The organism is Bacillus sp. BP-3 (assembly GCF_028401955.1).
Taxonomy (GTDB): domain Bacteria; phylum Bacillota; class Bacilli; order Bacillales; family Bacillaceae_G; genus Bacillus_A.
The window spans coordinates 282,322-306,265 of the sequence record NZ_JAQOTJ010000001.1 but is presented as its reverse complement, the minus strand read 5'-3'; the positions used below and the strand labels follow the sequence as shown (position 1 = coordinate 306,265).

The following is a 23,944-nucleotide window of genomic DNA, read 5'->3' as shown; positions in this document are numbered from 1 at the left end:
CTTTATTCCTCCCAATTAATTAAACCTTTTTTCTTCATGTTACGCATAATTCTACGCTCAATTTTCCGATTAAAGCGCGTCATAAATCCATCTGTTTTTGCAACTGGAACAACTAAAATCGTATGCAACCCAACACGATTGCCACCAAGCACATCTGTTAATACTTGATCTCCAATTACAACTACTTCTTCCGCACGTAGATTCATTTTCATTAGCGCTTGTTTAAAAGCACGAACAAGTGGCTTACGGGCGCTATGAATAAACGGAATACCTAGTGGATCAGCAAAATCTTTTACACGTTGTTCGTTATTATTCGAAACAACTGTCACTTGAATGTCGTGTTCCTTCATTTTCGCAAACCATTCTTCCAATTGCGGTGTCGCATTTGGACGATCCCATTCAATCAAGGTATTATCTAAATCAGTAATGATTCCTTTTACACCTCGGTTTTTCAATTCTTCAGGCTGAATATGATACACGTTTTTCACGTATTCATTCGGTAAAAATAAACTCAATCTCTTTCACCTCTTTGAGGAGTTTTATATAGTTCAACTTCCATTTTGAGAACGATTTTCTCTCAAAATGGTTAACTGAACTTATCGGGCTCTTACAGGAAGTCATTCTTCTCATGATTTTCTGTTAAAGCAGGATAAATCATCTAACAGCTACTGTCCGTTAAAATTGGAGAAAATTTTTCGACAGCATTTTTCGATTATGCATCTGTGGATAAACTTGTACACAATTTCCCTCTTGTCAAATTCAGTTAATTCAAAAATTATCAACAATTCTTACACACCTTATCCACGATAGAGTGTGGATAACCAACAGATTGTGACATAAGACAATTTTTGGTACATTAAATGAGACAAATTTCCTTTTTCGCAGGAGGTGAACCGCCTTGACGGCGAAACATATGGAACAGTTATCTACTGAATTACTCACTGAGTCTTATTATAAAGCAAAAGAACTAAAATTAAATCCTGACTTCATTTTACTTATTAAACAAGAAATCATTAGACGCTCATTAGAGGACAAGCTTTTAAAATCGTCTTAAGCATATATACAGTAAAACTTCCGTCGGTCACATTTAACCACTGATAATTAGTTGAACAAGCTCCCCTTTATTACGTGAGAAAAATAGATACTGCTTCACCTGTAAAAAGAGCCATCTTATAAGACGGCTCTTTTATAATCGAGTTGCCACTTTCTCACCAACACGAACCTCTTGTCCACTAGCTAATGATTGAATGACTTCAACCATACCTTTTTCAAATAATAGCACGACTGTCGAGCCAAATGTAAAATAGGCCATCTCTTCACCTTTTTGCATAGTTTCTCTCTCATGCAACAGTTCAATACTATTTACAAACATTGCACCTACTTTAACAAGCGCCATCCGCTCGCCTTCGCTCTCTATTTCTGTTACAGAGCGATAGTTTTTAGACAACGTATCTTTTCCATATTTCATACCTGCTGCATTAACAGGATATGACTTCCTTCCAAGTACAAAACGCTCTGTCACTGTACCAGAAAGCGGACTATGAATACGATGGTAGTGGCTTGGGCTTAAATAAATCACCATGTATGTACCACCTGCGTAACGCGTTGCCCTTTCATCCGTACCAAGCATGTCTACAATTGAATACTGTTTTCCTTTAATCTCAAACATTTTTGTCTCATTAATGGGACCATGATCTGCAAAAACGCCATCAACCGGACTCACAATAGCAGACTCTTCTGTATCAATTGATCGTTTGCCCTCTTTTAATTTACGCGTAAATAATTCATGAAGCGTTTGATACTCTTTTAAACCCCTCTCCATCTCATCTTGTTTAATTTGAAATACCTTCGCATAAGATGGAATAATCATTGAGCTTAAACGAGACTGTGCAAATTTACGCAATATATAGGACGTAAAACGACCGTTTGTAAGTTCAATCAATAATCGATATAACGTACGTCGCAAACTGCGAAACCCCCTACCATGATATATAATGTTGTAATAAGACCCTTACATGTAGTTTTTCCTATTCTTATTTCTATATCATAAATTATTAGCACCTTTTAATATTACAGATAGAACCCATCATTTTCAACCGTGAACATGGATTTATCATAGGAGTTTCGTTTTATCCAATAAGAAAAGTGCCTGCTTTCGAATAAAAGCAAGCACTTTTCTTCTTTACTATTTCCCCTTCTTCTCCTTCTCTGCACGAACAAATTCATGAAACATCTTCATTAATGCCCGCTTCTCGATACGTGATACGTAGCTCCTTGATATACCAAGTGCTTTCGCAATCTCGCGCTGCGTTTTCTCTTTCTCCATACCAAGACCAAATCTGTTTACAATCACTTCTTTTTCTCGTTCATCTAATATGTCAATATACTCTTTAATTTTCTCAAGCTCCATACTTAGTTGAATCGTATCGATTACATCTTCTGATTCTGATTTTAAAATATCGATTAAGGAAATCTCATTCCCTTCCTTGTCCTGTCCAATTGGGTCATGAAGAGAAACGTCTTTTTTCGTTTTCTTTAATACCCGTAAATGCATTAAGATTTCATTTTCAATACAACGAGCTGCATATGTTGCTAGTTTCGTTCCCTTTCCTTGCGAATAGCTTTCGATTGCCTTAATTAAGCCAATCGTACCGATGGAAATTAAATCTTCTGAATCTTCTCCTGTATTTTCAAATTTTTTCACAATATGTGCTACAAGACGCAGATTATGTTCGATGAGGAGATTTCTTGCGTGCGCATCCCCTTGCTCCATAAGCTCCAGGTACTTCCTTTCCTCATCAGGCGACAATGGCTGTGGAAATGCATTATTTTTGACATACGATACGAATACAAACATTTCACGAATCATATATCCAATTGCGGCGAACAGACTCAACCTCTTCACCCCCGCAAAAATAGTGGTCTTTACTATATGTATGTGGGCGAGTGGTTGTTTGTGTCTGTACAGCTTTATAGACAAAGCGAAAAACATTCATTATTTAAATGCATTTGTTTCAAACTTTCCACCAAATTGCTTTTCCCGTACTCGCATCTATATAGCGAATTTCTCGTCTATTGCTATAATCCCCATTATATTCTTTATTGTTTTCTGCCGTTGTTTGACTATAAATAAGTCGATACTGTGGAGGCTCTTGTTCACTTTCCTCAAACCACCTTAATTCTGCCCGAAGCGATTGACAATACCGCTCTAACGCTTGCTTTCCACTCACTTTCACTTCCTTGTCATAAGTGAGCAGCTTTTGAATAAGACTTTGCGACGTACCACTATACGCTCTTATGTGGCCGGTTTCTCCGTCCACAACGACGCGTACCAACTCACCTTCTATTCGAACATCATTTACATATACGTAAAAATGAAAGTGCCCTGGATCTTCTTCATCAGGATCATCTTGATTACTCCAAACACGAAGATATTGTTCGTAATTTGGAAATACCTTCCCTAAAAATTGTAGCGCCTTTTCAAAACACTGCTCACGAGTTAATACAGGGTTTCCTACGTCGTTTCCCCGTTCATAATATCCAAGCAACTCATTTGTTTCTTTATCCACTTTCACAGTAATTGACGTTTCATACTGGAATATATGAAACGTTTTCTTCCAGTACGCATCAAAAGATTTGTCATCTTCTTCTGCATCCTCTTGTTGATCTGGTACCTTTGCCCAAATAATTTTCTTATCTGTTTCTCCCTCTTCTTCGTGTACTTTCTTCATAACGTTCTTATCTATATGAAATAAACGATCGATATTTGCTGCTAGTTGCGGTTTCTCACTTAAAGCTGGCAATTCTTTTGTTTCAATCACATAATGATTACGATCATGCCAGTCTTCTCCAGTATGTACATCAATAAAAGCATGTGCAGGAATCGGTTCATATACAAGATAATAACCTTGTTCTATTTCGCCATCCTCCCACTCAAACAACGAATTCGAAAGCTGGATAAAGACAGGCTCCATACTCTGCCTTTGCTTCAACTGCTTTGTCACAACTTCTTTCTCTACAATAGAACTAGGCCACAATGGTTTTTCCTTTATGCCATTGTTTCTAAATTTCCTAACATTCCCATCTAAATCAACTTCTACTACAAAACCTGTTCGAGGCAACGAATAGCCATTTACTTCCTGCCTATATTCAATCACTATACTTGCCTTTCTTTCATTTATATAAATAACCGTACATTCTTTATATGTATGCGGTGCATGCTGCTGCAAGAATGCATCCGCAATGCCTTTTCCTTGCTCTTTACTTATACTTAGCTGCTTTGTAACACCTTCTTTATGGATAGATAATTCCATTAACTCTCCTGTTTCTTTTCGGAAACAAACTTGAATGTATTCTTCAGGATTCTCCTGTTTCTCCCACCATAATAAATGAACATCTTCATTTACGCTTTCATCATCAACAACAAGTGTATAATCATGTGGAATTTCAACAATATGTGCTACCTGTTGTATTCTTTTCCTATCTACTTGATTCATCATATTCCCCCTATGGTAAAAAATACATCTATATCATATCACACGAAATTATCTTTATTTTGTATAAATGGGATTAGTAGGAATTTGCGAAATTATAGCTGATTACCTAATAAAGGTCGTAATCCCTATCCAACAAAAAAATGACTAAAATCCCTAGTCGTTTACTTCGTTTCACGATGCAATGTTACTCGTTTTAATTGTGGACAGTACTTTTTTAGTTCAATACATTCTAGGTTATTTCGTTTATTTTTCTTTGTAATATAATTGCGGGCACCGCATTCTGTACAAGCTAATGTAATATTTACGCGCATAAGTGTGTGACTCCTAAAAATTTCATTCCGTTTCGTAAAACGAAATCGTTATGATTTATATCACAAACTTTATTATACGCTTTGTCAATTCCATATTAAAAAAACACCATTCTCCTTATTTTTTTGTAAACGATTCAAAAAAGACAACAAACTGAAACAATTTGTTCATACGAAATTCACATCAATCGATTAGTATAAGAGTATACAGAGTTTACATACAATAAATTCCATAACAAAGGAGGGACCTCTCATGAAAACACGTTATCGCTTTATGATCTCATCATTCGCAGCATGTGCGTATATGATATGGTATTTAGTGTAAGCAACCTTATTTTCCAAATAAGAAAAAGGTGTGTAGAAAATGGATTATAACCAAACAACAGTTAATTACTGGAAAGCATTTGTATTACCTTATACATTTGCTCTTGAAGAACTGAAAACAAAATTCGAAATTATGAACCGGGAAGCTCAGTTTCTAGAAGACTACAACCCGTTTGAACATATAAAAACACGATTAAAGCAACCAAAAAGTATTATTAAAAAGCTAGAACGAAAACACTTAACACCAACTGTTGAAAACGCTCAACAGCATTTATTCGATATCATTGGCATTCGAATTACATGTTGTTTCGTGGAAGATATTTATTATTTAAAAAAATTGATTGAAAAACGAACAGATATGGAAATCGTAGAAGTTAAAGATTATATTAATACGCCAAAACCAAATGGCTATAAAAGTCTCCATATGATTATTAAGTATCCATTAGCATTAAATTCTGGAACACAAGATGTTTTTGCAGAAATTCAATTACGTACGCTAGCAATGGATTTCTGGGCGAGTTTAGAACATAAAATGTACTATAAATATGAAGGAAATATCCCTGAGTATTTAAAAAACGAATTACATGATGCTGCTATGAAAGCTGAAGAACTTGATAATAAGATGGCATCTATCCGTCAAGATATCGATGAAATCGAAGCGTGTTCCGAGCGCATTTTATTACCTGTGTAAAAGAAGTTCTCTATTTGGAGAACTTCTTTTTATCCCGCTATTCGTGTGCAGTAAGATCCCCCACTGATGGAAGTTTCACTTTATCCTTCCCCCATTACACGAACATCTTCTATCTTCCATACACCATTTTCTTTTCCTACGGTGTAACGCAATTTCCTTTGAATGGATTCTTCTTTCTCTTTTGTTTTTATAACAGCATACTCTCCTTCAAAGTTTTCTACATTAAAATCCAATAGGTCGATTTTTTTATTCTTATTTTTAAACTCTGCTTGTTTTTGTGCTTTTGTATCTTCTAATCCTAATGATTTCGTTGAAAAGAGTGCCATATGTCCCTCAAAATCTTTCTCATTTATTGTTTGAATATAGGAATCTATTAACTTTTTAATTGCTTGTTCTTCTTTTTCTGGTATAGGATTTGTCACCTTTTTATTTTTCTCTTCTTTATAAACCCTTTCTTCCTTTTTCATTGTATCTTGCACTTTTTCTTGTGAGCTGCATCCGCATAATTGAAGACTTATGATCCCTACAATTCCTAATCTCTTTAGTATTCGTTTCATATCTCTCTCCTCCAAAATAAAAAAGAAAAAGCAAGGCAAAGAAGCCCCGCTTTTTCTCCATATTAGCGTCGACCTTTATTTGGGTCACCGCCGCCAATAATATCAAATACACGTTTTGCTAAGTTTGTATTTTCTTGAACGCCAGCAAATAAATATTTCCCTGGTCCAAATGCATAGACACCAACATCTTCACCAGTATGACCCTCTGTTGTCCATCCTGTATAAGAACGCTTATTAAAGATTGCTTCAATTGCATTGTCAATTTTTGTTGCATCTTTTGACGGCGCTACATCATTTACTGATTTAATTTCTTCTGCTGTTAATTCTAAATCAATATACTTTTTCAATGTTTCTTCAACACTTGCCCCTTTAGCGATTTCAGCCGCCATAAAGTCAGGTGTACGTTTTGCTGCTTTAATTGGTTTTACATCAAAATTGTACTCGCCTTTTGTTCCAAGAGAGAAGCCGCCAGTAGAATGATCAGCAGTTGCTATAACTAATGTATGTTTATCTTTTTTCGCAAACTCAATCGCTGCCTTAAATGCTCTTTCAAAGTCTTCCATTTCACTCATCGCTGCAACAACATCATTATCATGACCAGCCCAGTCAATTTGGCTACCTTCTACCATTAAAAAGAAACCATTTTTGTTTTTATTTAAACGCTCAATCGCTGTGTTCGTCATTTCTGCTAAAGAAGGCGCTTTATCATTGCGATCAATCATTTTATCAAAACCGCCTGGTGCAAATAAACCAAGAATTTGGTCACTCTTATCATTTAATAATTGCTGACGATCCGTTACATAGCTATAACCATCTTTTTTAAATTCTTCTGTAAGATTGCGATCTTTTCTTACAAAGTTATTTACACCGCCACCAAGAAGAACGTCTACTTTATGCTTACCATTAATTTTTTCATCGAGGTAATCATTTGCAATGGCATCCATGTTTTTCCGACTTACATCATGTGCACCGAAAGCTGCTGGTGTTGCATGCGTAATTTCAGAAGTTGCAACTAAACCTGTAGATTTCCCGCGTTCTTTCGCTTGCTCTAGTACTGTCTTTACGTTTGTTTTGTCATTATCCACCGCTATAGCTGCATTATATGTTTTAATCCCTGATGACATTGCAGTAGCAGCAGAAGCTGAGTCTGTAATATTTTGATGCTCGTCTTCTGGATATGTAACCTGTGTTCCTACAAGGTGTTTATCAAATTCCGTTTGCTCCATCTCAAATGTTTTTGGGTTATCTTTCATATAACGATGTGCTGTCATATAAGAAGGGCCCATCCCATCTCCTATTAAGACAATTACATTTTTAATCTTTGCATCACTCTCTTTTTCGTCTGCTTTAATGACCTCTGAACGTGTCATATTCCATGTAACAACCGAAGTAAGTGCTAACGATGAAACAACTGCAAATGGCCATGCTTTCTTCATAAATTTTTTCACTTTATAAGTCCCCCTAATTAGTTAATTCAATCCCCATTACCTAATGTAAAGGAAAACTGTTAAGGGGAAATTAGAAAAATGTAAATGTTTTGTTAATTGTTGGTGATTATCGTTACAATGTGCATTTCTTTGTCGTTTTATTTCTTTGCCTAGCATTATTTTTTCATGTAAACGGAATGTTTTGAATTCATATGCTAAAATGGATTAACATATGGAAATTTAAGGGGGGATGATATATGAAAGTAAAAATATTAAATCACTCTGATATATCACAGCTTTTATCTCTTTGCGATGCTGTAGGATGGTTACACAATATTTCATTTATGAAGGGGCAATTCGAGACGTACCTTTCCGTCGGTAATTTATTTGGTCATGATAACGAAGGACAGCTCGTCTCTTGTATTGCTGTTTTTCCATATAAAACAGGGTTTACTTCTATTGGTATGCTTATTGTTCATCCGGATTTTCAGCGAAGGGGATTAGGACGTTCTTTACTAGATATTTGTATAAAAAATGCTCCCCCATTGCAACCTGTTACACTCATTGCAACGGATGCTGGTACGCCTTTATATCATACATACGGATTTAACACAGTTACTTCCATTCATCGATTGGAACGAAATAGAACAACAGCAAAACCTGGTTCCTTTGCTACTCGTACAATCACAAGTGAGGACCTTAATACACTTATTCAATTCGATTACGAAGCAAGCGGCGCTTATCGCCCTGATCTATATTCAAAGCTGTTACATAGAGCACACCTTTCATTAAAAGTCGAAAGAAATGATAGACTTGAAGCTTTCGCGTTATGTATCCGAAAAGGAGATACGTTATGTGTTACTCCACTTATCGCTAGCAACGAAGAGGACGCCTTGTATTTACTGCTATCCATATGTAACCAATGGAATGGAACTGTTCGCATTGATGTTCCACATATACAAAAAAGCTTTAGAGATAAACTGTTACCATTTGAGTTTGAAGAAACGCTGCTCTCTCCTTTCATGATAAAAAACGGAGAAACCCTCCCTGGTAAGCGAGATTTTATATATGCCATGATGGATGCAGCGCTATGCTAGAAAGGGGAAAACATTTTGAAACGATGGAAGCTTTACATGCTCAGCTGTTTTGTCCTCACAACATTAACGAGCTGCAGTACAATCGAAAAACAAACAGAAAAAGCAACACAAGTAAAAGAAACAATTGAAACAAAACTAGAAACGAAAGAAAAAATGATTGAAATTGACGGACAAACTATTTACTTTAAACAAATCGGTAAAAATAAACCACCTTTACTTATGCTTCACGGCTTTGGAGGTTCATCAAATGGATTTAGTGATATTTATCCCGATTTAGGAAAAAATCATACCGTTATCGCTGTTGATATTTTAGGTTTCGGTCATTCTTCAAAACCGATGGATTTTCGCTACTCCTTCCCAAACCAAGCAAACTTATATTATAAATTAATGAAAAAATTAGGCTATGATACATTCGCTATATTAGGACACTCTATGGGCGGAGAAATTTCTTTAAATTTAACATACTTATATCCAGATGCAGTAACTCACCTTATTTTATCGGATGCAATAGGAGCAGAAACTTTACAACACGGGAAAGGATCTCCAAAACCAAAATTATCAAATGATTTAAGTACAGTTTCTACTCCGAAAGAATTTCGCGAAGGAGAAGTAAAGAACAATCGTGACGATACAGCACACCATGATGAACTCGGTAAAATGTGGCCGCGTCGTTTACGCATTAACGCAGATGAAATCCAATTACCAACGTTACTTATTTGGGGAAGACATGATCAAAGCGTTGCCTGGCAAAAAGGCGAAACATATCACCAATTCTTAAAAAACAGTACATTTCATATTATCGAAGAAGGCGAACATGCACCGTTTCGTCAACAGCCGAAGGAGTTTATACAGTATGTTGATGAGTTTTTCACGAAGTATCCTACTAAGTTATAATTTTTTACAAAAATTCCTAACAAAAGAAAACTTGTGATACAATCGGGGGAAAAAGGAGGAGATGTATTGCTGAGATCCACTAAAAATAATTCATATAAAAATGGATTGTATTTAAGCATTTATAACTTATGCTATATGCTTGGATCAGGTGCTCTATTAATTGGATTTGTTTGGATATTTAGTTCCATTGAAATAAAAGGTAGTTTCACTCTTTTATTTGGTCCGATTATAATACTCTTCTTATTCCTATCAGGGATCGGTTACTTTATATTATGGATTCGATTATTACAGAAGTACCGCCAATATGTTACCCACAAGCCGATTTGGAGTATGTTTATTATCGGTTTAATTGGCGTAATTCCAAACCTCTTTTTTTTCGGCTACTTTATGAGTCTTCCAAACGATGACTCTTGTTTCGGTTCAGCCTTTTTAGGAATCATCATTTTCTTTCTATCAGCAATTACGATGCTCCTTCTTAGTTTATTTATAGCAAAATCACCACAAACGCGTTAAAAGGGTATCTCATGATGAGATACCCTTTTATATACTAGGCGGCTTGATTTTTATAATTGCGTGATTTTTTATTGAAAATTTTTGATAAAATAAATCCATCTACACCAAATTTGCCAGCATTATAACCTGCAACTAGAATCAACATAGACAAAATTACTAATTGCGGATTCACGCCCGTTGACCCACTAAACATATAGGAAAAGTTCATTACAAGACCAAAAAATACAGCTGTTTTCGTTAAACAACCAACAATTAACCCTATTCCAACTAAAATTTCTCCCCATGTAACTAAAAAATTAAATAGCTCTACATTTGGAATTGCTACTTCTTTTAGAAAGGATGCCCACCATGATTGCACTGCTGGCTGAGCTCCTGATGCTTTTTCAATTGCTCCTTTTAAATAACCTGTTGCGTCAAATCCACCACCTGTTAACTTTTTCATCCCTGCCATAAGCCACGTATATCCAACATAAATACGCACTACTGCTAATAAAAAGGAAACGGCTTTATTCTCTCTTAAAAACTGAATAACCATACAGTCCTCCTGATTTTTGTAATTAAATACGTTACATGAATACAACAACATTCGTAACTAGTTTTTGGTTCATTCATTATGAATGCTTTTTATCAATTTTGACAAAATACTTTAAACGTACGCTATATAACTACTTTTATTTGCAAATAAAAACTTGAACCTATAATAACACAAACGATAATGATTTTCATTACTATTTACAAAAAATTATTTTCTCAATGCAAAATTTTCTTATTCCATGAAAAAGATCTTATAAACACTTACCCCTCACCTACCTTTTTCTGTTTCTTTCTATTTTGAGGTGGGGGTCTTACTACCCCTAGAGAGGGATAACTCAAATATAAAACACAGTTATCTCCTCTTGTTCATGCAACATTTATTTCTACTATAATTGAATTTCATATATCCCTGTTTCCTCTAAAAAGTCTTCCCTTGTTAATGCTTGTTTCATCACATATTGCCTATATGATGTAATCGTTCCATCATGAGACACGATTATCACACGTGAAGATTTTAACGTTTTACACCATTCCATGAAACTATGAGCAGCTGTACAAAATGCAGGCTCTGTAATCGTATTAATCCCGTTTTTCCATAACTCTTCATCATGTTCTTCTGCTAATAAAAATTGCGGAAATAAATGCTGAACGTTCTTTTGACTTAACATCTTATCACAAGGTAACGTTCTTGCTCCTTTTCGATATGGGAAGATACGCGGCGAAATATACGGATGAACAACTCTCCTACAAGCAACTTGCTCACTCCATAGCGCAGCTGTCTGTAATGTTCGGACTGCCGGACTTGCAATCAATATATCATTCTCATGTAGGGGAAGTTTTTCCCGCAGTGCTAATGCTTGTTCTCTCCCTTTGTCCGTAAGAGATGGATGCTCTATTCGCAAACTATCTAGCAGATCGTTTGTATGCTCTCCTTCTCCGTGCCTTACAAAAATAATATTCATATTAAAATCCCTTTCTCGTATTGAAATGAACTCCCTTCTTCACTGTTATCCTTCTCCTCTTTACAAAAAAATCCTCTCTTTATATAAAAGAGAGGATCAACGTATATACAAATTTAAAGGAGAAACATAGTTAGATCGTTCCATTCTCATAGGAGTTTACCATCTATCCAACGAATGTAATACGTTACATAAAAATAGAAATGAGTGATAACAATGATTCGCGAAATTACAGAAGCAGACGCAGCTCCCTTTTTGAAACTATGTCAAACCATTGATCAAGAAACAGATTTTATGTTATTTGAGCCGGATGAGCGGAACTTTACGATTGAGAAGCAAAAATCTATGATTCAATCTCTTCTCTCTCCATATAATTCAACACTTTTAGTAGCTGAGAAAGATGAGCAACTTGTTGGATATATAATCGCTCGCGGCGGAGCAGTAAGGCGAAAGCAACACACTGCATATTTAGTCATTGGTGTGCTCCAGCAGTATGCAGGTCAAGGAATCGGCAAACAATTACTTCACGAAATTGAAATGTGGGCTCGCACACAACAATTACTGCGTCTTGAATTAACTGTCATGTCTCATAACGAGATAGCGATTGCACTATATAAAAAGATGGGGTTTGTGATTGAAGGTGAAGCTGCGCATGGTGTAGTTGTTGATGGACAGCCGAGAAATGAATACTATATGGCGAAAATCTTATAATAGACTTAGGTGATGCGAAATGAATTCTTTTTTTATCGATATATGTAAAGTACAGCCGAGTCAATTGTTTCTAAGCAATGACAAAATCATGAGATTGCAACAGACTTTTTCACCATCGGCATTTGCTTTTCATACACCATTACCCGTAAAAAAATTAGAAAATAAAATTATTTTTACAGATGGTCATACCCGTGCATATTTATATTGGCAAGCAAATATAAAAGAGATTCCTGTGTATTGGGATGATGATCCATTACATTATGACTTATACAAATTATGTGTAAATTGGTGTCTATCAGAAAAGATCTTTCATATCGGTCATTTACAGCATCGGATTTTACCTCATTCACAATATGAAGTTCAATGGATACAACGCTGCATAAATGCCGAAAAATCTATGCCAAACTATACACTCTTTTAATATGCGTCTCTGCAAACAGAGAACGCATATTTTATTCTTGTACCGATACAACATGTTCCCAATCTCGTTTCTCATAATAGTTTGCTGCTTCGTCTATATTGTGAATCCATTTTCTCGCTCGTGAACCGTCTGCATTGGCAATCCACATATCAGATTGCTCTCCGTTAGAGCGTATCCATATGATTTGATTTGTGTGTGTAATATAGTATGGATAATAATCTCCGTATCCTTTTGATGGGGTTGTTATTTGAAGTTGCTGTGCATTCGTAACATTGATTTGATATAGTGAAGGCTTGGGACGTTTTTTTGGATCATTGGACCACTTCGCTTCCTTTGCTCTGGAAATTGTAATCAAAGTATTATTATTCCAAATAAAATCCCAATCAACATAACCTTTTGGAGTAAAAGTAATTTGCTTAAAAGCAGGAAGTTCTTTTAATTTTAAATGTTTATTTTCGACGATAAAACGCCCCTCTCCTTCTATGTATGCAAGAATATTTTTTGATGGGGCCCATTGAAACCATTTTGGTTGAATCAACATGTGATCAACTGCTTCAAACCGACTTCCATCTGCTCCGATTATACATAAAGTATTACTATCCATTGACCAAGAGGCAGTTGGTGTTGCTAAAAAGGAAATCCATTTTCTATCAGGTGACCATTGGAATAAACTTGCTACAATTGCAAAAAATTGTGGTGATTCTTTCGGTAAGGTGTAAAAGTGTTTAATCTTACTTCGATCTAAATTTGCATTAAGTGGTACTTGAAATAACTCAGCACCTGTCCATCCTGTTGGTAGTAAATGAGACATAGAAGAAACGAGAAATTTCTTCCCATCAGGATACCAGCCATAATCTCCAACCCCTACTGATACATTCTCAAAACCCTGTTGTGTTTTTTCTACATCGTATATATTCAAAACACTGCCAAATTGAAAAGCGATGATATTTTGCTTTGGTGACCATTGATGGTTTGTTGCATCCGCTTGGAAAGGTATCACCTTTTTCCCATCTGAAATTCGATATAATTCAAGCCGGTTTGCCTCTTTTCCTTTTACATAAGCAAGCCACTTCCCATCATATGACCACTCTGGATTCGCGATATGTTCTCCTTTTGTTACCTGCTTTTCTTTTCCGTTTATTTTTATCCAAAGATTATGATTACGAATAAAAGCAACTTGTACTGGCACACTTTCCGCATAACTACTTGAAACCGCGCCAAAGAAAACAAAAACAAATATAAAAAACTGAAACATACTCTTAAGCATATGAATACCTCACTTTATAAGCTTTGCAATTCTCTGCATTCCTTTTATGAAAAATAGCATACTAATTCCCCATGATGAGCCGGCAAGTCCAATATAAAGTGAATTATATTCCGACTCCCCTCCCCTCTCCAACAGACGGTTCTTGTAAAATATGTACCCAAGCTGCAATCCCAAAACTTAGAAATATAAGATGACTAAAAAACCAGCCATATACACTACATTTTGTTTTCCACCATAACAGTGCAGCAATAACAAAAGATAACAATAAAAAGATTGTTGCCCCGTGTATTAATAATGCTACTATCTCTTGCTCCATTGCCATAATTATCCCCTACCTTTTTCTTATAGCATTTCGCTACTCAACCGAAGAGTATACAAAATTTATTAAAAACAACTCTTTATCACGTTCACCTAAAAAATCACAAGTGGGTTAGTACTACAATTTTTTTATTTGCACCAAAAGAAATGTTAAACAATTCGGAATCTTGTGATAAAATTAAAAGCGCTTACATCATTTTGAAAGGATCGATGCGTGTACAACATGTAACATCTTATTTTTTCACTTAAAAGGAGGATGTATATATGACAAAAAAAACAGAAATTCCATCACATTTAAAACCGTATGTATCAAAGCAGCATTACGATCAATACACACCAGTTGATCATGCCGTATGGCGCTACATTATGAGACAAAATCATAACTTTTTAAAAGACGTTGCACATCCAGCTTATGTAAATGGATTGCAATCTTCCGGGATTAACATAGATGCCATTCCAAAAGTAGAAGAAATGAATGATTGTTTAGCACCGAGTGGTTGGGGCGCTGTTACAATTGACGGATTGATTCCTGGCGTAGCATTCTTTGACTTCCAAGGACACGGACTTCTGCCCATCGCGACAGATATTCGTAAAGTGGAAAATATTGAGTATACACCGGCTCCAGATATCGTTCATGAAGCAGCTGGTCACGCCCCAATTTTACTCGACCCTACATATGCAAAGTACGTGAAATTATTTGGAATGATTGGAGCTAAAGCTTTTTCTACAAAAGAAGAACACGAATTATTTGAAGCAGTTCGCCAATTAACGATTGTAAAAGAAAGCAGAACATCTACACAAGAAGAAATTGTGGCAGCGGAAAAAGAAGTAGTAGAAAAACAAAAACATATTTCCGGCCTATCAGAAGCAGAACAAATTTCACGTCTATTTTGGTGGACAGTAGAATACGGGCTAATTGGCGATCTACAAAACCCGAAAATTTACGGCGCCGGTCTCCTTTCTTCTGTTGGTGAAAGTAAGTATTGTTTAACTGATGCAGTCAAAAAAGTACCTTTCTCAATTGAAGCATGCATTCAAACGACTTACGATGTAACGAAAATGCAGCCGCAACTCTTTGTTTGTCAATCGTTTGAAGAGCTTATTGATTCAATTGAAGCATTCTCAGAAACGATGGCATTCAAACTAGGCGGTACAGAGAGTTTAGATAAAGCGCTCCGCTCTGAAAATACAGCAACAGTCGAGCTAAACAGTGGATTACAAATTACAGGAACGCTCGCTGAAATCGTAAAAGATGAAAACGGCGAAGCAATTTATATGAAAACAAATAGTCCAACTGCATTAGCAATTCACCATGCGCAATTACAAAATCATTCCACAGCTGTACATCAAGACGGCTTCGGTACACCAATTGGACTATTACAACATGATATTGCATTAGAATCTTGTACAGATGAAGAATTACGTGCATTAGGAATCGTTATTGGTCATAAAGCCGAGCTTATTTTTAAAAGCGGTGTACATGTCACAGGAATAGTAAGCGATATGATTAGAAATAAAGAAAAAGTCGCTGTCATTTCGTTTACAAACTGTACTGTAACACTGAAAGACCGCTTATTATTTGATACATCATGGGGTACATTTGACATGGCAGTTGGTTCGGCTATTGCTTCTGTATTCCCCGGGGCAGCAGATCCAGCAGCATTCTTCCCGGTGGATGACGAAGAAGAAGCAACACCCGCACCGCGTATGCAATCAGAACTAGAAAACATGTACGAAACAGTTCGCAACATTCGGGGTGAAAGTTCACTACATGAACAGCATATAGAACAGCTTGCAGCCATTTATCACGCACTAGAACGATTTTATAAACAAGAATGGCTACTGCGCCTTGAAATTTTAGAGTTGTTAGCGGGGCATAAAGTAGAGATCCCAGAACGCGCAACATTATTACAACAACTTTCTTCCTTTACAAATAATGAAGCGGTGCAGCGATTAATTAATAACGGACTTGCCTTACTCCCAATAAAGGATGTGAAAAATAATGCAACGACTAACTAATGAAGAAGTACAAGAAGAGTTAATGAAGTTGGATAAATGGACAATAAAGGACGAAAAATGGATTGAACGAAAATACATGTTCTCCGACTACTTAAAAGGTGTCGAATTTGTTTCTGAAGCCGCCAAACTATCAGAAGAACGCAATCACCATCCATTTATCTTAATTCAGTATAAAGCAGTTATTATCACATTGTCATCCTGGAATGCAAAAGGATTAACAACACTCGATTTTGAAATGGCAAAGCAGTTTGATGAGATGTTTTTACAGAATGAAAAAGCGATAGTACGATAAGAGAATGTTGAAAAGGAAGCCTACCTCATGCTTCCTTTTCGACATTTCATAATGAACAGAATATGATGACCAAATTACACTACAAATTTCTGTATTAAGGTAACATCAAAAATTTATACTATTTTCTAGTTTAAATTAGTCTTTTTTCAAAATCTTAGCTTTTAAGTAGCGATCCACAAAACCTTCTGCTTTTACAACAAATAAATAAAGACCCATTGTTAATAACGCTAAGTCTAATTCATATCCTGGATGTTTCCCATCGCCTAATAAGCCAAATGGTCCGTTCACTTTTACAATTGCTCCAACTAAAATAAGTGCAAATAATAATCCTACGTATCTTACACCTAAGCCGATAATTAATAACGCACCGCCAACTACCTCGACTGTTGCAACGCCATATGCAAGACCACCTGGTAAACCAATGCTTGTAAACCAACCTGCAATATTATCGATTCCTGCTTGAAACTTTTTTAAACCATGAGCAAAAAATATAATTCCTAATACAACTCGAATAATTACATTACCAATATATTGATTCATCTTTACTCTCCTTTTGTTTCATTATATAAAACTTTTATTTACATTACAAAACATACAATAATTTTTTTTATTCGTCAATTAATTTTTATTGAGAAAAAATAAAAAAGATTTGCTATGATACAAATATCTGTTATTAAAAAGGAGCACGGTTTTTATGAATATCGGTTCGACAATACGTGAAATTCGCCAGCGCAGAGGAATTACAATTGCGCAAATATGTGAAGGAACAGGGCTTTCTAAAGGATTTATGAGTCAAGTGGAAAACAATAAAACATCTCCGTCTATTCTTACTCTTGAAACAATCGCTCATTTTTTAAATGTTCCTCTTCCTTATTTATTGTTAGAGCAAAAAGATCGGATGAAAATTGTAAAAAAAGAAGAACGGAAATATAGTATTTATGGAAAAGATCAACAAAAAATTGAACATGTAGCCGAGCAAGGCGGACTGCGTTTATCATTAGTAGAAATTCCTGTCGGCTTTCCGAAAGAAAACACACCGAATGCTCATGAAGGTGAAGAATGCCATCTTGTCTTGCGCGGAAAATTAGAAGTACAACATGGAGAGGACATTGCCATCATTGAAGAAGGAGATTCGTTTTCTTGGAGCGCATGTGTACCACATATCGTTCGTAATATTGGTGATGAAGCTGCACTTCTCCTTATTTCAAGCCATACTGAAAATCGAAAACATGTATATTGAGGCATTGTAAACAAATTTGTTTGCAGCGCTTTTTATAAATAGCATAAAACGAGCAGGTTGTTCTTTCACTCACCTGCTCGTTTCATTGCATATACGAGAACATCCATATCATGGAATACAACTGTCTTCTCATAAACCATACCTGTCTTTCTTGCTACAAAAATAGAAGCTGGGTGATTCGGATTAATAAGAGAAATAAGTTTCTGAAGCTTTAATACTTGAAAGCCATAATCACGAAAAGCTGCTGCCGCTTCTTTCGCAAATCCATTTCCCCAGTACTCTGGAAGAAGCCAATAGCCAACTTCAATCTCTTCTTTTCCATCAACGCGTTGCTTAACAAGTCCCGCATGTCCCATTGGTTCTCCCGTTTCTCTATGTAACATTAAAAATAAACCAATTCCACATTCGTATCCTGGTAAAACCCAGCTCTCAAGACTTTTTTTACATTGTTCATACGTTTTGGGAGTCCCTTTCCCGATGTAACGAATTACTTGATCATTCCCCCATAAAGAAGCGTAAAAATCTAAATCTTCCATTGTATATTTACGAAACTGTACACGGTCTGTATGAAACATATCCTTCCTCCCTTCTTGTCGATTCTCTTTCTATAACTAAAATAGGTAATTGTATCTGTTGCACATGTTTTCCCTGTAATTGTTTATGCAATAAAATAATAGAATACCTTGCCATACTTGCAATCGAGGTAGAAATAGTTGTTATACTCGGATTCATCATCATCGAAATTTCTTGATTATCAAATCCAATCACACCAAAATCTTTCGGAATACAAATTCCCATTCGCTGTGCTTCCATAATCATTCCGGCAGCTATTTCGTCACTACCTGTAAAAATCGCATCGGGGGCATTTTTCATAGATTGCATCATCTGTAGCACCCGTTTCCCATCTTTTAATCCATAACAATTAGGAAATATCCATTCCTGTCGCAATGATAGATGATGCTCACATAAAGCTCTTTTATATCCTTTATACCTTTTTCGCTGCGCCTTACTTTTTAATGTATCGTAACAAAATCCAATGCGTGTATATCCTTTCTCTAAAAGATGCTTTGTTCCTAAATACCCCGCCCGTTCTTCATCAAATTGAACTGTTGATATCAATTCTGTTTCTATATGCTCATTACATATAATAATCGCACCTGAAGTACTTACACATTCGACCTCCTCTACCGGCAAAGAAAGTGTCGCAAAAATAAGCCCATCTAGCTTCTTCGTTCTTACGTAATGGATAAATTCTCTTTCCCTCTCTGGTGCATAATTTGATTGTAATATCACAACGTCATAACAATCTTCTTTTAAAACATTACTTACTTCTTGAATGAATTGACTAAAGAATGGATGGTATAAATTCGGTACTACTACACCGATTAAATTCGTTTGAAGGCGTCGTAAATCTTTTGCTACCGCTACAGGGACATATTTTTTTTCATCAATAATCGCTTGCACTCTTTCTCTTAATTCTGTTCGAACATACGGATGACGATTGATTACACGAGAAACGGTCGCTTTCGAAACCCCAGCTAATTTGGCGATATCTTCAATTGTAGAAATTTTGAATCTCCCCCTTGACCTGTAACGCATTTCAGAATGTACAGTATATAGTAAGTTATATATCTATTATAAATGGAGTGACCTTAAATATGGGAAAAATTCAAATTTCAGGAGAAATTATTCGTGCAAAAGCTGTTGCTTTTGATAAGGACGGTACGTTATTTCAAGCTATCCCGTTTTGGTATGAAATTGATAGACTGAGAAAACATAAATTTTCACAAATCGCCGGAGAGGGATACGAGTCACTTTGGGAAAAAGCAGTTGGTTTCGTACATCCTGATCAAGTTGATTTTAAAGGATTATTAGCAGTTGCCCCTGAAAGTGATGAAATCATTGTTACCGCGAGCTTGTTATATCAAATTACAAAATATCCATGGCATCGCTGTAAAGAACTTGCCGCTGCTATTTTTAAAGAAAGCGATGAAGAGTTATGTATCGAAAAAGCTTTTCATCCGATTCAAGGAGCAGCTGATTGTATAAGTTCCTTGCAAAGCGAAGGAATTTATACAGGCATTTTAACATCAGATAATAAATTACGAACAAAAAAGTGTATTGAACTTCTTGACGTGCCATCTCTGCATTTTCTCCTTACTCCAGAAGATGTAACATGCGGAAAACCGAACCAAGAGATGATTATAAAAACATGTACACAACTTGGCATTGAGACAAATGAACTTATTATGATTGGGGATACTGTTGTAGATGTAAAAATGGCCAAAGAGGCAGGGAGTATTGCTGTAGGGATTGCAAATCACAAACATGCAATAGAAGAGTTAACACCGTATGCTGATTTTATCATTACATCTTACGCCGACATTCAAGTGTTAACTAAAAAAACGTTACTCAAAGACACTCTTTAAGTAACGTTTCTATTTATAGTGGCTGTTCATGCTCGTTCTCCTCTAACTTGTCACGCAGCTCTTTCACGCGGTAGAAAAAATAAAATGAGCCGCCTAAAAAAGCAGCAATCACACCCATCATAGCAAACATTTGCACCGCTTCTTTTTGTCCATTTGGGAGTATTAAACCGAGCATTAAAAATCCACTTAGTGCTAACATGACTTGACCGAAACGAATATAATCAGCAATTTTTTGCTGTAATTCTTTCATTCTTCACTCACTCCTCCTTTTCACTGTATCATATTTTCATCGTTTCGTAGGCAAGTAAATACAGCCAATGAGGGGGAAGTTTTCCATGAATACAAATTGAAAAAAAGGGATAAAAACCTTTTCTTTTTAAGGGGCGAGAGTATCTAGCCATGCAGAGAAGCGGTCAATTCCTTTTCCTGCCACGTGCTATATGAAGACAAAGAAAGCGAGTACAAGTCACTTTTTGTTCTGTATAGCAGTGGCTTAAATGTTGAAAAGAAAAAGAGCCGTAATAGTACGGCTCTTTCTAACTTACACACCTTTATATGCTTGCATATACACTTCTTTTAATTCTGAAATAAGCGGTAATTTTGGATTTGCTGTTGTACATTGATCTTCAAATGCTCGTTCAGAAAGTACATCCACAACTGCTTCAAATGCTTCTTTTTCAACACCTTGGCCAGCGATACTCATATTAATATTTAATTCTTTTCCAAGGGCGATAATAGCTTGTACTAATGATTCTACGCCTTCTTCCACTGTACGCGCTGGAAGTCCAAGCATTCTTGCAATATGTGCATAGCGCTCATCTGCAACAAAGTACTCGTATTTTGGGAATAGTGCATGTTTTCTTGGTTTGATTGCATTATAGCGAATAACATGCGGCATTAAAATGGCATTGGCACGTCCGTGCGGAATATGGAATTCCGGTCCTAATTTATGTGCTAAGCTGTGGTTAATACCAAGAAATGCATTTGCAAATGCCATACCAGCCATTGCTGATGCATTGTGCATTTTTTCACGAGCCTCTTCATCATTGCCATCTTTATATGCACGTGGTAAATATTTAAACACAAGCTCCATTGCTTTTAAGGCTAATCCATCTGTATAATCATTTGCCATAATCGATACATACGCTTCAATTGCATGTGTTAAAACATCCATTCCTGTGTCAGCAGTGATATGCGGCGGTACTGTCATAACAAACTGCGGATCCACAATGGCAACATCTGGTGTTAATTCATAATCAGCGAGCGGATATTTGATATTGTTCTTTTTATCTGTAATAACCGCAAATGGTGTCACTTCTGAACCTGTTCCAGATGTTGTCGGAATCGCAACAAACTGCGCCTTGTCTCCTAGTTTTGGATATTTACATGTACGTTTTCTAATATCTAAAAACTTTTGTTTTATACCAAAGAATTCTGTTTCTGGGTGCTCATAAAAGAGCCACATTCCTTTCGCTGCATCCATCGCCGATCCGCCACCAAGAGCAATAATCACGTCTGGTTTGAAGCTTCTCATCATTTCTGCACCTTTAAATACAGTTTCATCTGACGGATCTGGTTCTACTTCAGAGAATATTTCTACTTTTACATCATTTCTATGTTGAGCTAAATATTGCGTCACTACATCAATATACCCAAGCTGCACCATTCCAGGATCTGTTACAATGAATGCGCGTGAAATGTTCGGCATACTTGCTAAATATTGCGTAGCGTGTTTTTCAAAATAAATTTTTGGTGGCAACTTGAACCACTGCATATTCTTTTTTCTATTTGCAAGTCTCTTTACGTTCATTAAATGTGTTGCCGTTACGTTTTGAGAAACAGAGTTCTTTCCGTATGATCCGCATCCAAGTGTAAGCGATGGAATGAAAGCGTTATATATATCACCAATTCCACCTTGTGCTGACGGAGCATTTATAATAAGACGACATGCTTTCATACGTAATCCAAACTGTTTTTGTACTTCTTTATTTGTAGAATGAATTACAGCAGAATGTCCTAACCCGCCAAGCTCTAACATATTTTCACAATGCTGTAATCCTTCTTCTAATGAATTCGCTTTTAGACAAGCTAATACTGGACTTAATTTTTCACGAGATAACGGATAAGCTGCACCGACTCCTTTAATTTCAGCTACAAGCATCTTTGTGTCTTCAGGCACTGTAATCCCTGCTAATGCTGCAATGTAATGTGCGGATTTCCCAACAATATCACTATTTACTGCACATGTATTCTCATTAATAACAAGCTTCTCTAATTTTTTTCGTTCCTCTTCTGTTACAAAGTAACAATTATTTGCAATCATTTCTTGTTTCACATCATTATAGATTTCTTTATCTACAATAATTGCCTGTTCAGAAGCACAAATCATACCGTTGTCAAACGTTTTTGATAAAATCACATCATTTACAGAGCGTTTTACATTCGCTGATTTTTCCATATAGCATGGAACGTTACCTGGACCTACCCCTAAGGCTGGTTTACCAGTAGAATATGCTGATTTTACCATTCCAGCTCCTCCCGTCGCTAGAACAAGTGCTATCCCTTCATGATTCATTAATTGTTTTGTTGCCTCCACAGAAGGCTTTTCAATCCATTGAATACAATTCTCTGGTGCACCAGCTTTTACTGCAGCATCGCGTACTGTTTTTGCAGCTGCGATAGAACATTTTTGCGCTGAAGGGTGGAATGCAAAAATAATTGGGTTTCTCGTTTTTATCGCAATGATCGCTTTAAACATCGTTGTTGAAGTTGGATTTGTTACTGGCGTTACCCCAGCAACTACACCGACTGGTTCTGCAATTTCTATTACTTCCTCATGTGGATCCTCACGAATAATCCCCACTGTTTTATCATTTTTTATACTATTCCAAATATATTCAGTTGCGAAAATATTTTTAATACATTTATCCTCATATACACCGCGGCCCGTTTCTTCAACAGCCATTTTTGCAAGTGGCATATGTTGATCCACACCCGCAAGTGCCATTTGATGTACAATGTTGTCAATTTGTTCTTGTGTAAACCCTTCTAATGCTTGTAAAGCCTTTTGACCGTTCTTTGCTAACGCTTCAATCATGTCTGTTACTTCTTGCATTTCATTTACAACTTTCTCTTTGACTACCATGTAATTTCCTCCTATTCTGCTGTTGGACTTTTACAGTCCCTAGGGGTCTAAATGTGTCCCTATTAGCTTAAAAAAATAGAACTACCTTTTCTACATGAATCTCATTGTTTGTGAAATATTTCACATAATTTTATGCGAAGCATCTCGCTTCCTGTGTTTTACTATACACCAGATATTTATATATGTGTGTGTCAAATTTGTGAAATGTTTCACAAATTATATGTGTTCATCTTTCAAGATATAATTTGCTGTTATGCAGAAAAAAGGAAACTGCACTCACTTGCTCTCTTTGGTTTTAACTG

Annotated in this window: 27 protein-coding genes; 11 read left to right on the top strand and 16 right to left on the bottom strand. The window is 36.1% G+C overall.

What is annotated here, in order from left to right; translation table 11 throughout:
- Positions 1-2: 2 nt before the first annotated feature.
- Positions 3-515, bottom strand: a complete 513-nt coding sequence (locus PLX19_RS01600; RefSeq protein WP_272186764.1) for a YqeG family HAD IIIA-type phosphatase — start codon at positions 513-515, stop codon at positions 3-5.
- Between the two features lie 383 nt (positions 516-898).
- Between PLX19_RS01600 and PLX19_RS01595 the strand changes: the two genes are divergently transcribed.
- Complete coding sequence (locus PLX19_RS01595; protein ID WP_139207688.1) at positions 899-1,054, top strand: sporulation histidine kinase inhibitor Sda; 156 nt, start codon at positions 899-901, stop codon at positions 1,052-1,054.
- 132 nt (positions 1,055-1,186) lie between these two features.
- Here the strand turns inward: PLX19_RS01595 and PLX19_RS01590 are convergent, their stop codons facing one another.
- The 4 genes from PLX19_RS01590 to rpmG form a co-directional block, all read right to left on the bottom strand.
- Entirely contained in the window at positions 1,187-1,966 is a 780-nt protein-coding gene (locus PLX19_RS01590; protein ID WP_272186763.1) for a phosphatidylserine decarboxylase, read from the bottom strand.
- Positions 1,967-2,185: 219 nt separating this feature from the next.
- Complete coding sequence (gene sigK / locus PLX19_RS01585; RefSeq protein ID WP_272186762.1) at positions 2,186-2,896, bottom strand: RNA polymerase sporulation sigma factor SigK; 711 nt, start codon at positions 2,894-2,896, stop codon at positions 2,186-2,188.
- A gap of 118 nt (positions 2,897-3,014) precedes the next feature.
- Positions 3,015-4,496, bottom strand: coding sequence for a YcdB/YcdC domain-containing protein (locus PLX19_RS01580; RefSeq protein WP_272186761.1), 1,482 nt, complete (start codon positions 4,494-4,496; stop codon positions 3,015-3,017).
- A 161-nt stretch (positions 4,497-4,657) separates the two neighbouring features.
- The gene (gene rpmG / locus PLX19_RS01575; protein WP_272186760.1) at positions 4,658-4,807 is read right to left on the bottom strand and encodes a 50S ribosomal protein L33; all 150 of its coding nucleotides are present in this window, start codon (positions 4,805-4,807) and stop codon (positions 4,658-4,660) included.
- 361 nt (positions 4,808-5,168) lie between these two features.
- On the opposite strand from rpmG, the gene PLX19_RS01570 reads away from it, so the two are divergent.
- On the top strand, positions 5,169-5,819 hold the full coding sequence (locus PLX19_RS01570; protein WP_272186759.1) for a GTP pyrophosphokinase: 651 nt from the start codon (positions 5,169-5,171) through the stop codon (positions 5,817-5,819).
- Positions 5,820-5,899: 80 nt separating this feature from the next.
- Here the strand turns inward: PLX19_RS01570 and PLX19_RS01565 are convergent, their stop codons facing one another.
- Positions 5,900-6,376: a hypothetical protein gene (locus PLX19_RS01565; protein ID WP_272186758.1), complete on the bottom strand. Its 477-nt coding sequence runs from the start codon at positions 6,374-6,376 to the stop codon at positions 5,900-5,902.
- Between the two features lie 62 nt (positions 6,377-6,438).
- Complete coding sequence (locus PLX19_RS01560) at positions 6,439-7,824, bottom strand: alkaline phosphatase (RefSeq protein WP_272186757.1); 1,386 nt, start codon at positions 7,822-7,824, stop codon at positions 6,439-6,441.
- Positions 7,825-8,060: 236 nt separating this feature from the next.
- Between PLX19_RS01560 and PLX19_RS01555 the strand changes: the two genes are divergently transcribed.
- The 3 genes from PLX19_RS01555 (at position 8,061) to PLX19_RS01545 (ending at position 10,307) form a co-directional block, all read left to right on the top strand.
- Entirely contained in the window at positions 8,061-8,900 is an 840-nt protein-coding gene (locus PLX19_RS01555; RefSeq protein WP_272186756.1) for a GNAT family N-acetyltransferase, read from the top strand.
- A 15-nt stretch (positions 8,901-8,915) separates the two neighbouring features.
- On the top strand, positions 8,916-9,794 hold the full coding sequence (locus tag PLX19_RS01550) for an alpha/beta fold hydrolase (RefSeq protein ID WP_272186755.1): 879 nt from the start codon (positions 8,916-8,918) through the stop codon (positions 9,792-9,794).
- 66 nt (positions 9,795-9,860) lie between these two features.
- Positions 9,861-10,307 carry a hypothetical protein gene (locus PLX19_RS01545; protein ID WP_272186754.1) on the top strand — a complete coding sequence of 149 codons (447 nt, stop codon included), beginning with the start codon at positions 9,861-9,863 and terminating at the stop codon, positions 10,305-10,307.
- Positions 10,308-10,341: 34 nt separating this feature from the next.
- Here PLX19_RS01545 and PLX19_RS01540 read toward each other — a convergent pair whose 3' ends face one another.
- Both PLX19_RS01540 and PLX19_RS01535 read right to left on the bottom strand, forming a co-directional pair.
- Entirely contained in the window at positions 10,342-10,842 is a 501-nt protein-coding gene (locus tag PLX19_RS01540) for a DoxX family protein (RefSeq protein WP_272186753.1), read from the bottom strand.
- Positions 10,843-11,227: 385 nt separating this feature from the next.
- The gene (locus PLX19_RS01535) at positions 11,228-11,803 is read right to left on the bottom strand and encodes a histidine phosphatase family protein (RefSeq protein WP_272186752.1); all 576 of its coding nucleotides are present in this window, start codon (positions 11,801-11,803) and stop codon (positions 11,228-11,230) included.
- A 213-nt stretch (positions 11,804-12,016) separates the two neighbouring features.
- On the opposite strand from PLX19_RS01535, the gene PLX19_RS01530 reads away from it, so the two are divergent.
- Together PLX19_RS01530 and PLX19_RS01525 are read left to right on the top strand one after the other, a co-directional pair.
- Positions 12,017-12,511: a GNAT family N-acetyltransferase gene (locus tag PLX19_RS01530; RefSeq protein ID WP_272186751.1), complete on the top strand. Its 495-nt coding sequence runs from the start codon at positions 12,017-12,019 to the stop codon at positions 12,509-12,511.
- Between the two features lie 19 nt (positions 12,512-12,530).
- Positions 12,531-12,932: a hypothetical protein gene (locus PLX19_RS01525; RefSeq protein ID WP_272186750.1), complete on the top strand. Its 402-nt coding sequence runs from the start codon at positions 12,531-12,533 to the stop codon at positions 12,930-12,932.
- Between the two features lie 31 nt (positions 12,933-12,963).
- Here the strand turns inward: PLX19_RS01525 and PLX19_RS01520 are convergent, their stop codons facing one another.
- Together PLX19_RS01520 and PLX19_RS01515 are read right to left on the bottom strand one after the other, a co-directional pair.
- Positions 12,964-14,199, bottom strand: coding sequence for a TolB family protein (locus PLX19_RS01520; RefSeq protein WP_272186749.1), 1,236 nt, complete (start codon positions 14,197-14,199; stop codon positions 12,964-12,966).
- A 103-nt stretch (positions 14,200-14,302) separates the two neighbouring features.
- Complete coding sequence (locus PLX19_RS01515) at positions 14,303-14,521, bottom strand: hypothetical protein (RefSeq protein ID WP_272186748.1); 219 nt, start codon at positions 14,519-14,521, stop codon at positions 14,303-14,305.
- A 260-nt stretch (positions 14,522-14,781) separates the two neighbouring features.
- Here PLX19_RS01515 and PLX19_RS01510 point away from each other — a divergent pair, with 260 nt between their 5' ends.
- Both PLX19_RS01510 and PLX19_RS01505 read left to right on the top strand, forming a co-directional pair.
- Positions 14,782-16,536, top strand: a complete 1,755-nt coding sequence (locus PLX19_RS01510) for an aromatic amino acid hydroxylase (RefSeq protein WP_272186747.1) — start codon at positions 14,782-14,784, stop codon at positions 16,534-16,536.
- Positions 16,517-16,828: a 4a-hydroxytetrahydrobiopterin dehydratase gene (locus PLX19_RS01505; protein ID WP_272186996.1), complete on the top strand. Its 312-nt coding sequence runs from the start codon at positions 16,517-16,519 to the stop codon at positions 16,826-16,828. Before PLX19_RS01510 ends, PLX19_RS01505 begins: the two co-directional genes overlap by 20 nt.
- A 135-nt stretch (positions 16,829-16,963) precedes the next feature.
- On the opposite strand, the gene PLX19_RS01500 is transcribed toward PLX19_RS01505, so the two are convergent.
- A complete protein-coding gene (locus PLX19_RS01500) occupies positions 16,964-17,368 on the bottom strand; it encodes a DoxX family protein (protein ID WP_272186746.1) in 405 nt (134 codons plus the stop codon).
- 154 nt (positions 17,369-17,522) lie between these two features.
- On the opposite strand from PLX19_RS01500, the gene PLX19_RS01495 reads away from it, so the two are divergent.
- Positions 17,523-18,068, top strand: a complete 546-nt coding sequence (locus PLX19_RS01495) for a helix-turn-helix domain-containing protein (RefSeq protein ID WP_272186745.1) — start codon at positions 17,523-17,525, stop codon at positions 18,066-18,068.
- Between the two features lie 65 nt (positions 18,069-18,133).
- On the opposite strand, the gene PLX19_RS01490 is transcribed toward PLX19_RS01495, so the two are convergent.
- Positions 18,134-18,643, bottom strand: coding sequence for a GNAT family N-acetyltransferase (locus PLX19_RS01490; protein WP_272186744.1), 510 nt, complete (start codon positions 18,641-18,643; stop codon positions 18,134-18,136).
- Complete coding sequence (locus PLX19_RS01485) at positions 18,612-19,667, bottom strand: LacI family DNA-binding transcriptional regulator (RefSeq protein ID WP_272186743.1); 1,056 nt, start codon at positions 19,665-19,667, stop codon at positions 18,612-18,614. Before PLX19_RS01485 ends, PLX19_RS01490 begins: the two co-directional genes overlap by 32 nt.
- Before the next feature lie 59 nt (positions 19,668-19,726).
- Between PLX19_RS01485 and PLX19_RS01480 the strand changes: the two genes are divergently transcribed.
- On the top strand, positions 19,727-20,497 hold the full coding sequence (locus PLX19_RS01480) for an HAD family hydrolase (protein ID WP_272186742.1): 771 nt from the start codon (positions 19,727-19,729) through the stop codon (positions 20,495-20,497).
- A gap of 13 nt (positions 20,498-20,510) precedes the next feature.
- On the opposite strand, the gene PLX19_RS01475 is transcribed toward PLX19_RS01480, so the two are convergent.
- Together PLX19_RS01475 and adhE are read right to left on the bottom strand one after the other, a co-directional pair.
- A complete protein-coding gene (locus tag PLX19_RS01475; protein WP_272186741.1) occupies positions 20,511-20,747 on the bottom strand; it encodes a YrhC family protein in 237 nt (78 codons plus the stop codon).
- Between the two features lie 291 nt (positions 20,748-21,038).
- Positions 21,039-23,642 (bottom strand): bifunctional acetaldehyde-CoA/alcohol dehydrogenase, encoded by a 2,604-nt coding sequence (gene adhE / locus PLX19_RS01470; RefSeq protein ID WP_272186740.1) that lies wholly within the window; start codon positions 23,640-23,642, stop codon positions 21,039-21,041.
- Positions 23,643-23,944 lie beyond the last annotated feature (302 nt).

Bases quoted from the DNA above. Each gene is read 5' to 3' on its own strand.
- PLX19_RS01490 (WP_272186744.1), bottom strand. From the start codon at position 18,643: ATGTTTCATACAGACCGTGTACAGTTTCGTAAATATACAATGGAAGAT.
- PLX19_RS01485 (WP_272186743.1), bottom strand. From the start codon at position 19,667: ATGCGTTACAGGTCAAGGGGGAGATTCAAAATTTCTACAATTGAAGAT.
- PLX19_RS01565 (WP_272186758.1), bottom strand. From the start codon at position 6,376: ATGAAACGAATACTAAAGAGATTAGGAATTGTAGGGATCATAAGTCTT.
- PLX19_RS01540 (WP_272186753.1), bottom strand. From the start codon at position 10,842: ATGGTTATTCAGTTTTTAAGAGAGAATAAAGCCGTTTCCTTTTTATTA.
- PLX19_RS01555 (WP_272186756.1), top strand. From the start codon at position 8,061: ATGAAAGTAAAAATATTAAATCACTCTGATATATCACAGCTTTTATCT.
- PLX19_RS01475 (WP_272186741.1), bottom strand. From the start codon at position 20,747: ATGAAAGAATTACAGCAAAAAATTGCTGATTATATTCGTTTCGGTCAA.
- PLX19_RS01500 (WP_272186746.1), bottom strand. From the start codon at position 17,368: ATGAATCAATATATTGGTAATGTAATTATTCGAGTTGTATTAGGAATT.
- adhE (WP_272186740.1), bottom strand. From the start codon at position 23,642: ATGGTAGTCAAAGAGAAAGTTGTAAATGAAATGCAAGAAGTAACAGAC.
- rpmG (WP_272186760.1), bottom strand. From the start codon at position 4,807: ATGCGCGTAAATATTACATTAGCTTGTACAGAATGCGGTGCCCGCAAT.
- PLX19_RS01510 (WP_272186747.1), top strand. From the start codon at position 14,782: ATGACAAAAAAAACAGAAATTCCATCACATTTAAAACCGTATGTATCA.
- PLX19_RS01535 (WP_272186752.1), bottom strand. From the start codon at position 11,803: ATGAATATTATTTTTGTAAGGCACGGAGAAGGAGAGCATACAAACGAT.
- PLX19_RS01570 (WP_272186759.1), top strand. From the start codon at position 5,169: ATGGATTATAACCAAACAACAGTTAATTACTGGAAAGCATTTGTATTA.
- PLX19_RS01525 (WP_272186750.1), top strand. From the start codon at position 12,531: ATGAATTCTTTTTTTATCGATATATGTAAAGTACAGCCGAGTCAATTG.
- PLX19_RS01495 (WP_272186745.1), top strand. From the start codon at position 17,523: ATGAATATCGGTTCGACAATACGTGAAATTCGCCAGCGCAGAGGAATT.
- PLX19_RS01520 (WP_272186749.1), bottom strand. From the start codon at position 14,199: ATGCTTAAGAGTATGTTTCAGTTTTTTATATTTGTTTTTGTTTTCTTT.
- PLX19_RS01530 (WP_272186751.1), top strand. From the start codon at position 12,017: ATGATTCGCGAAATTACAGAAGCAGACGCAGCTCCCTTTTTGAAACTA.
- PLX19_RS01480 (WP_272186742.1), top strand. From the start codon at position 19,727: ATGGGAAAAATTCAAATTTCAGGAGAAATTATTCGTGCAAAAGCTGTT.
- PLX19_RS01580 (WP_272186761.1), bottom strand. From the start codon at position 4,496: ATGAATCAAGTAGATAGGAAAAGAATACAACAGGTAGCACATATTGTT.
- PLX19_RS01515 (WP_272186748.1), bottom strand. From the start codon at position 14,521: ATGGCAATGGAGCAAGAGATAGTAGCATTATTAATACACGGGGCAACA.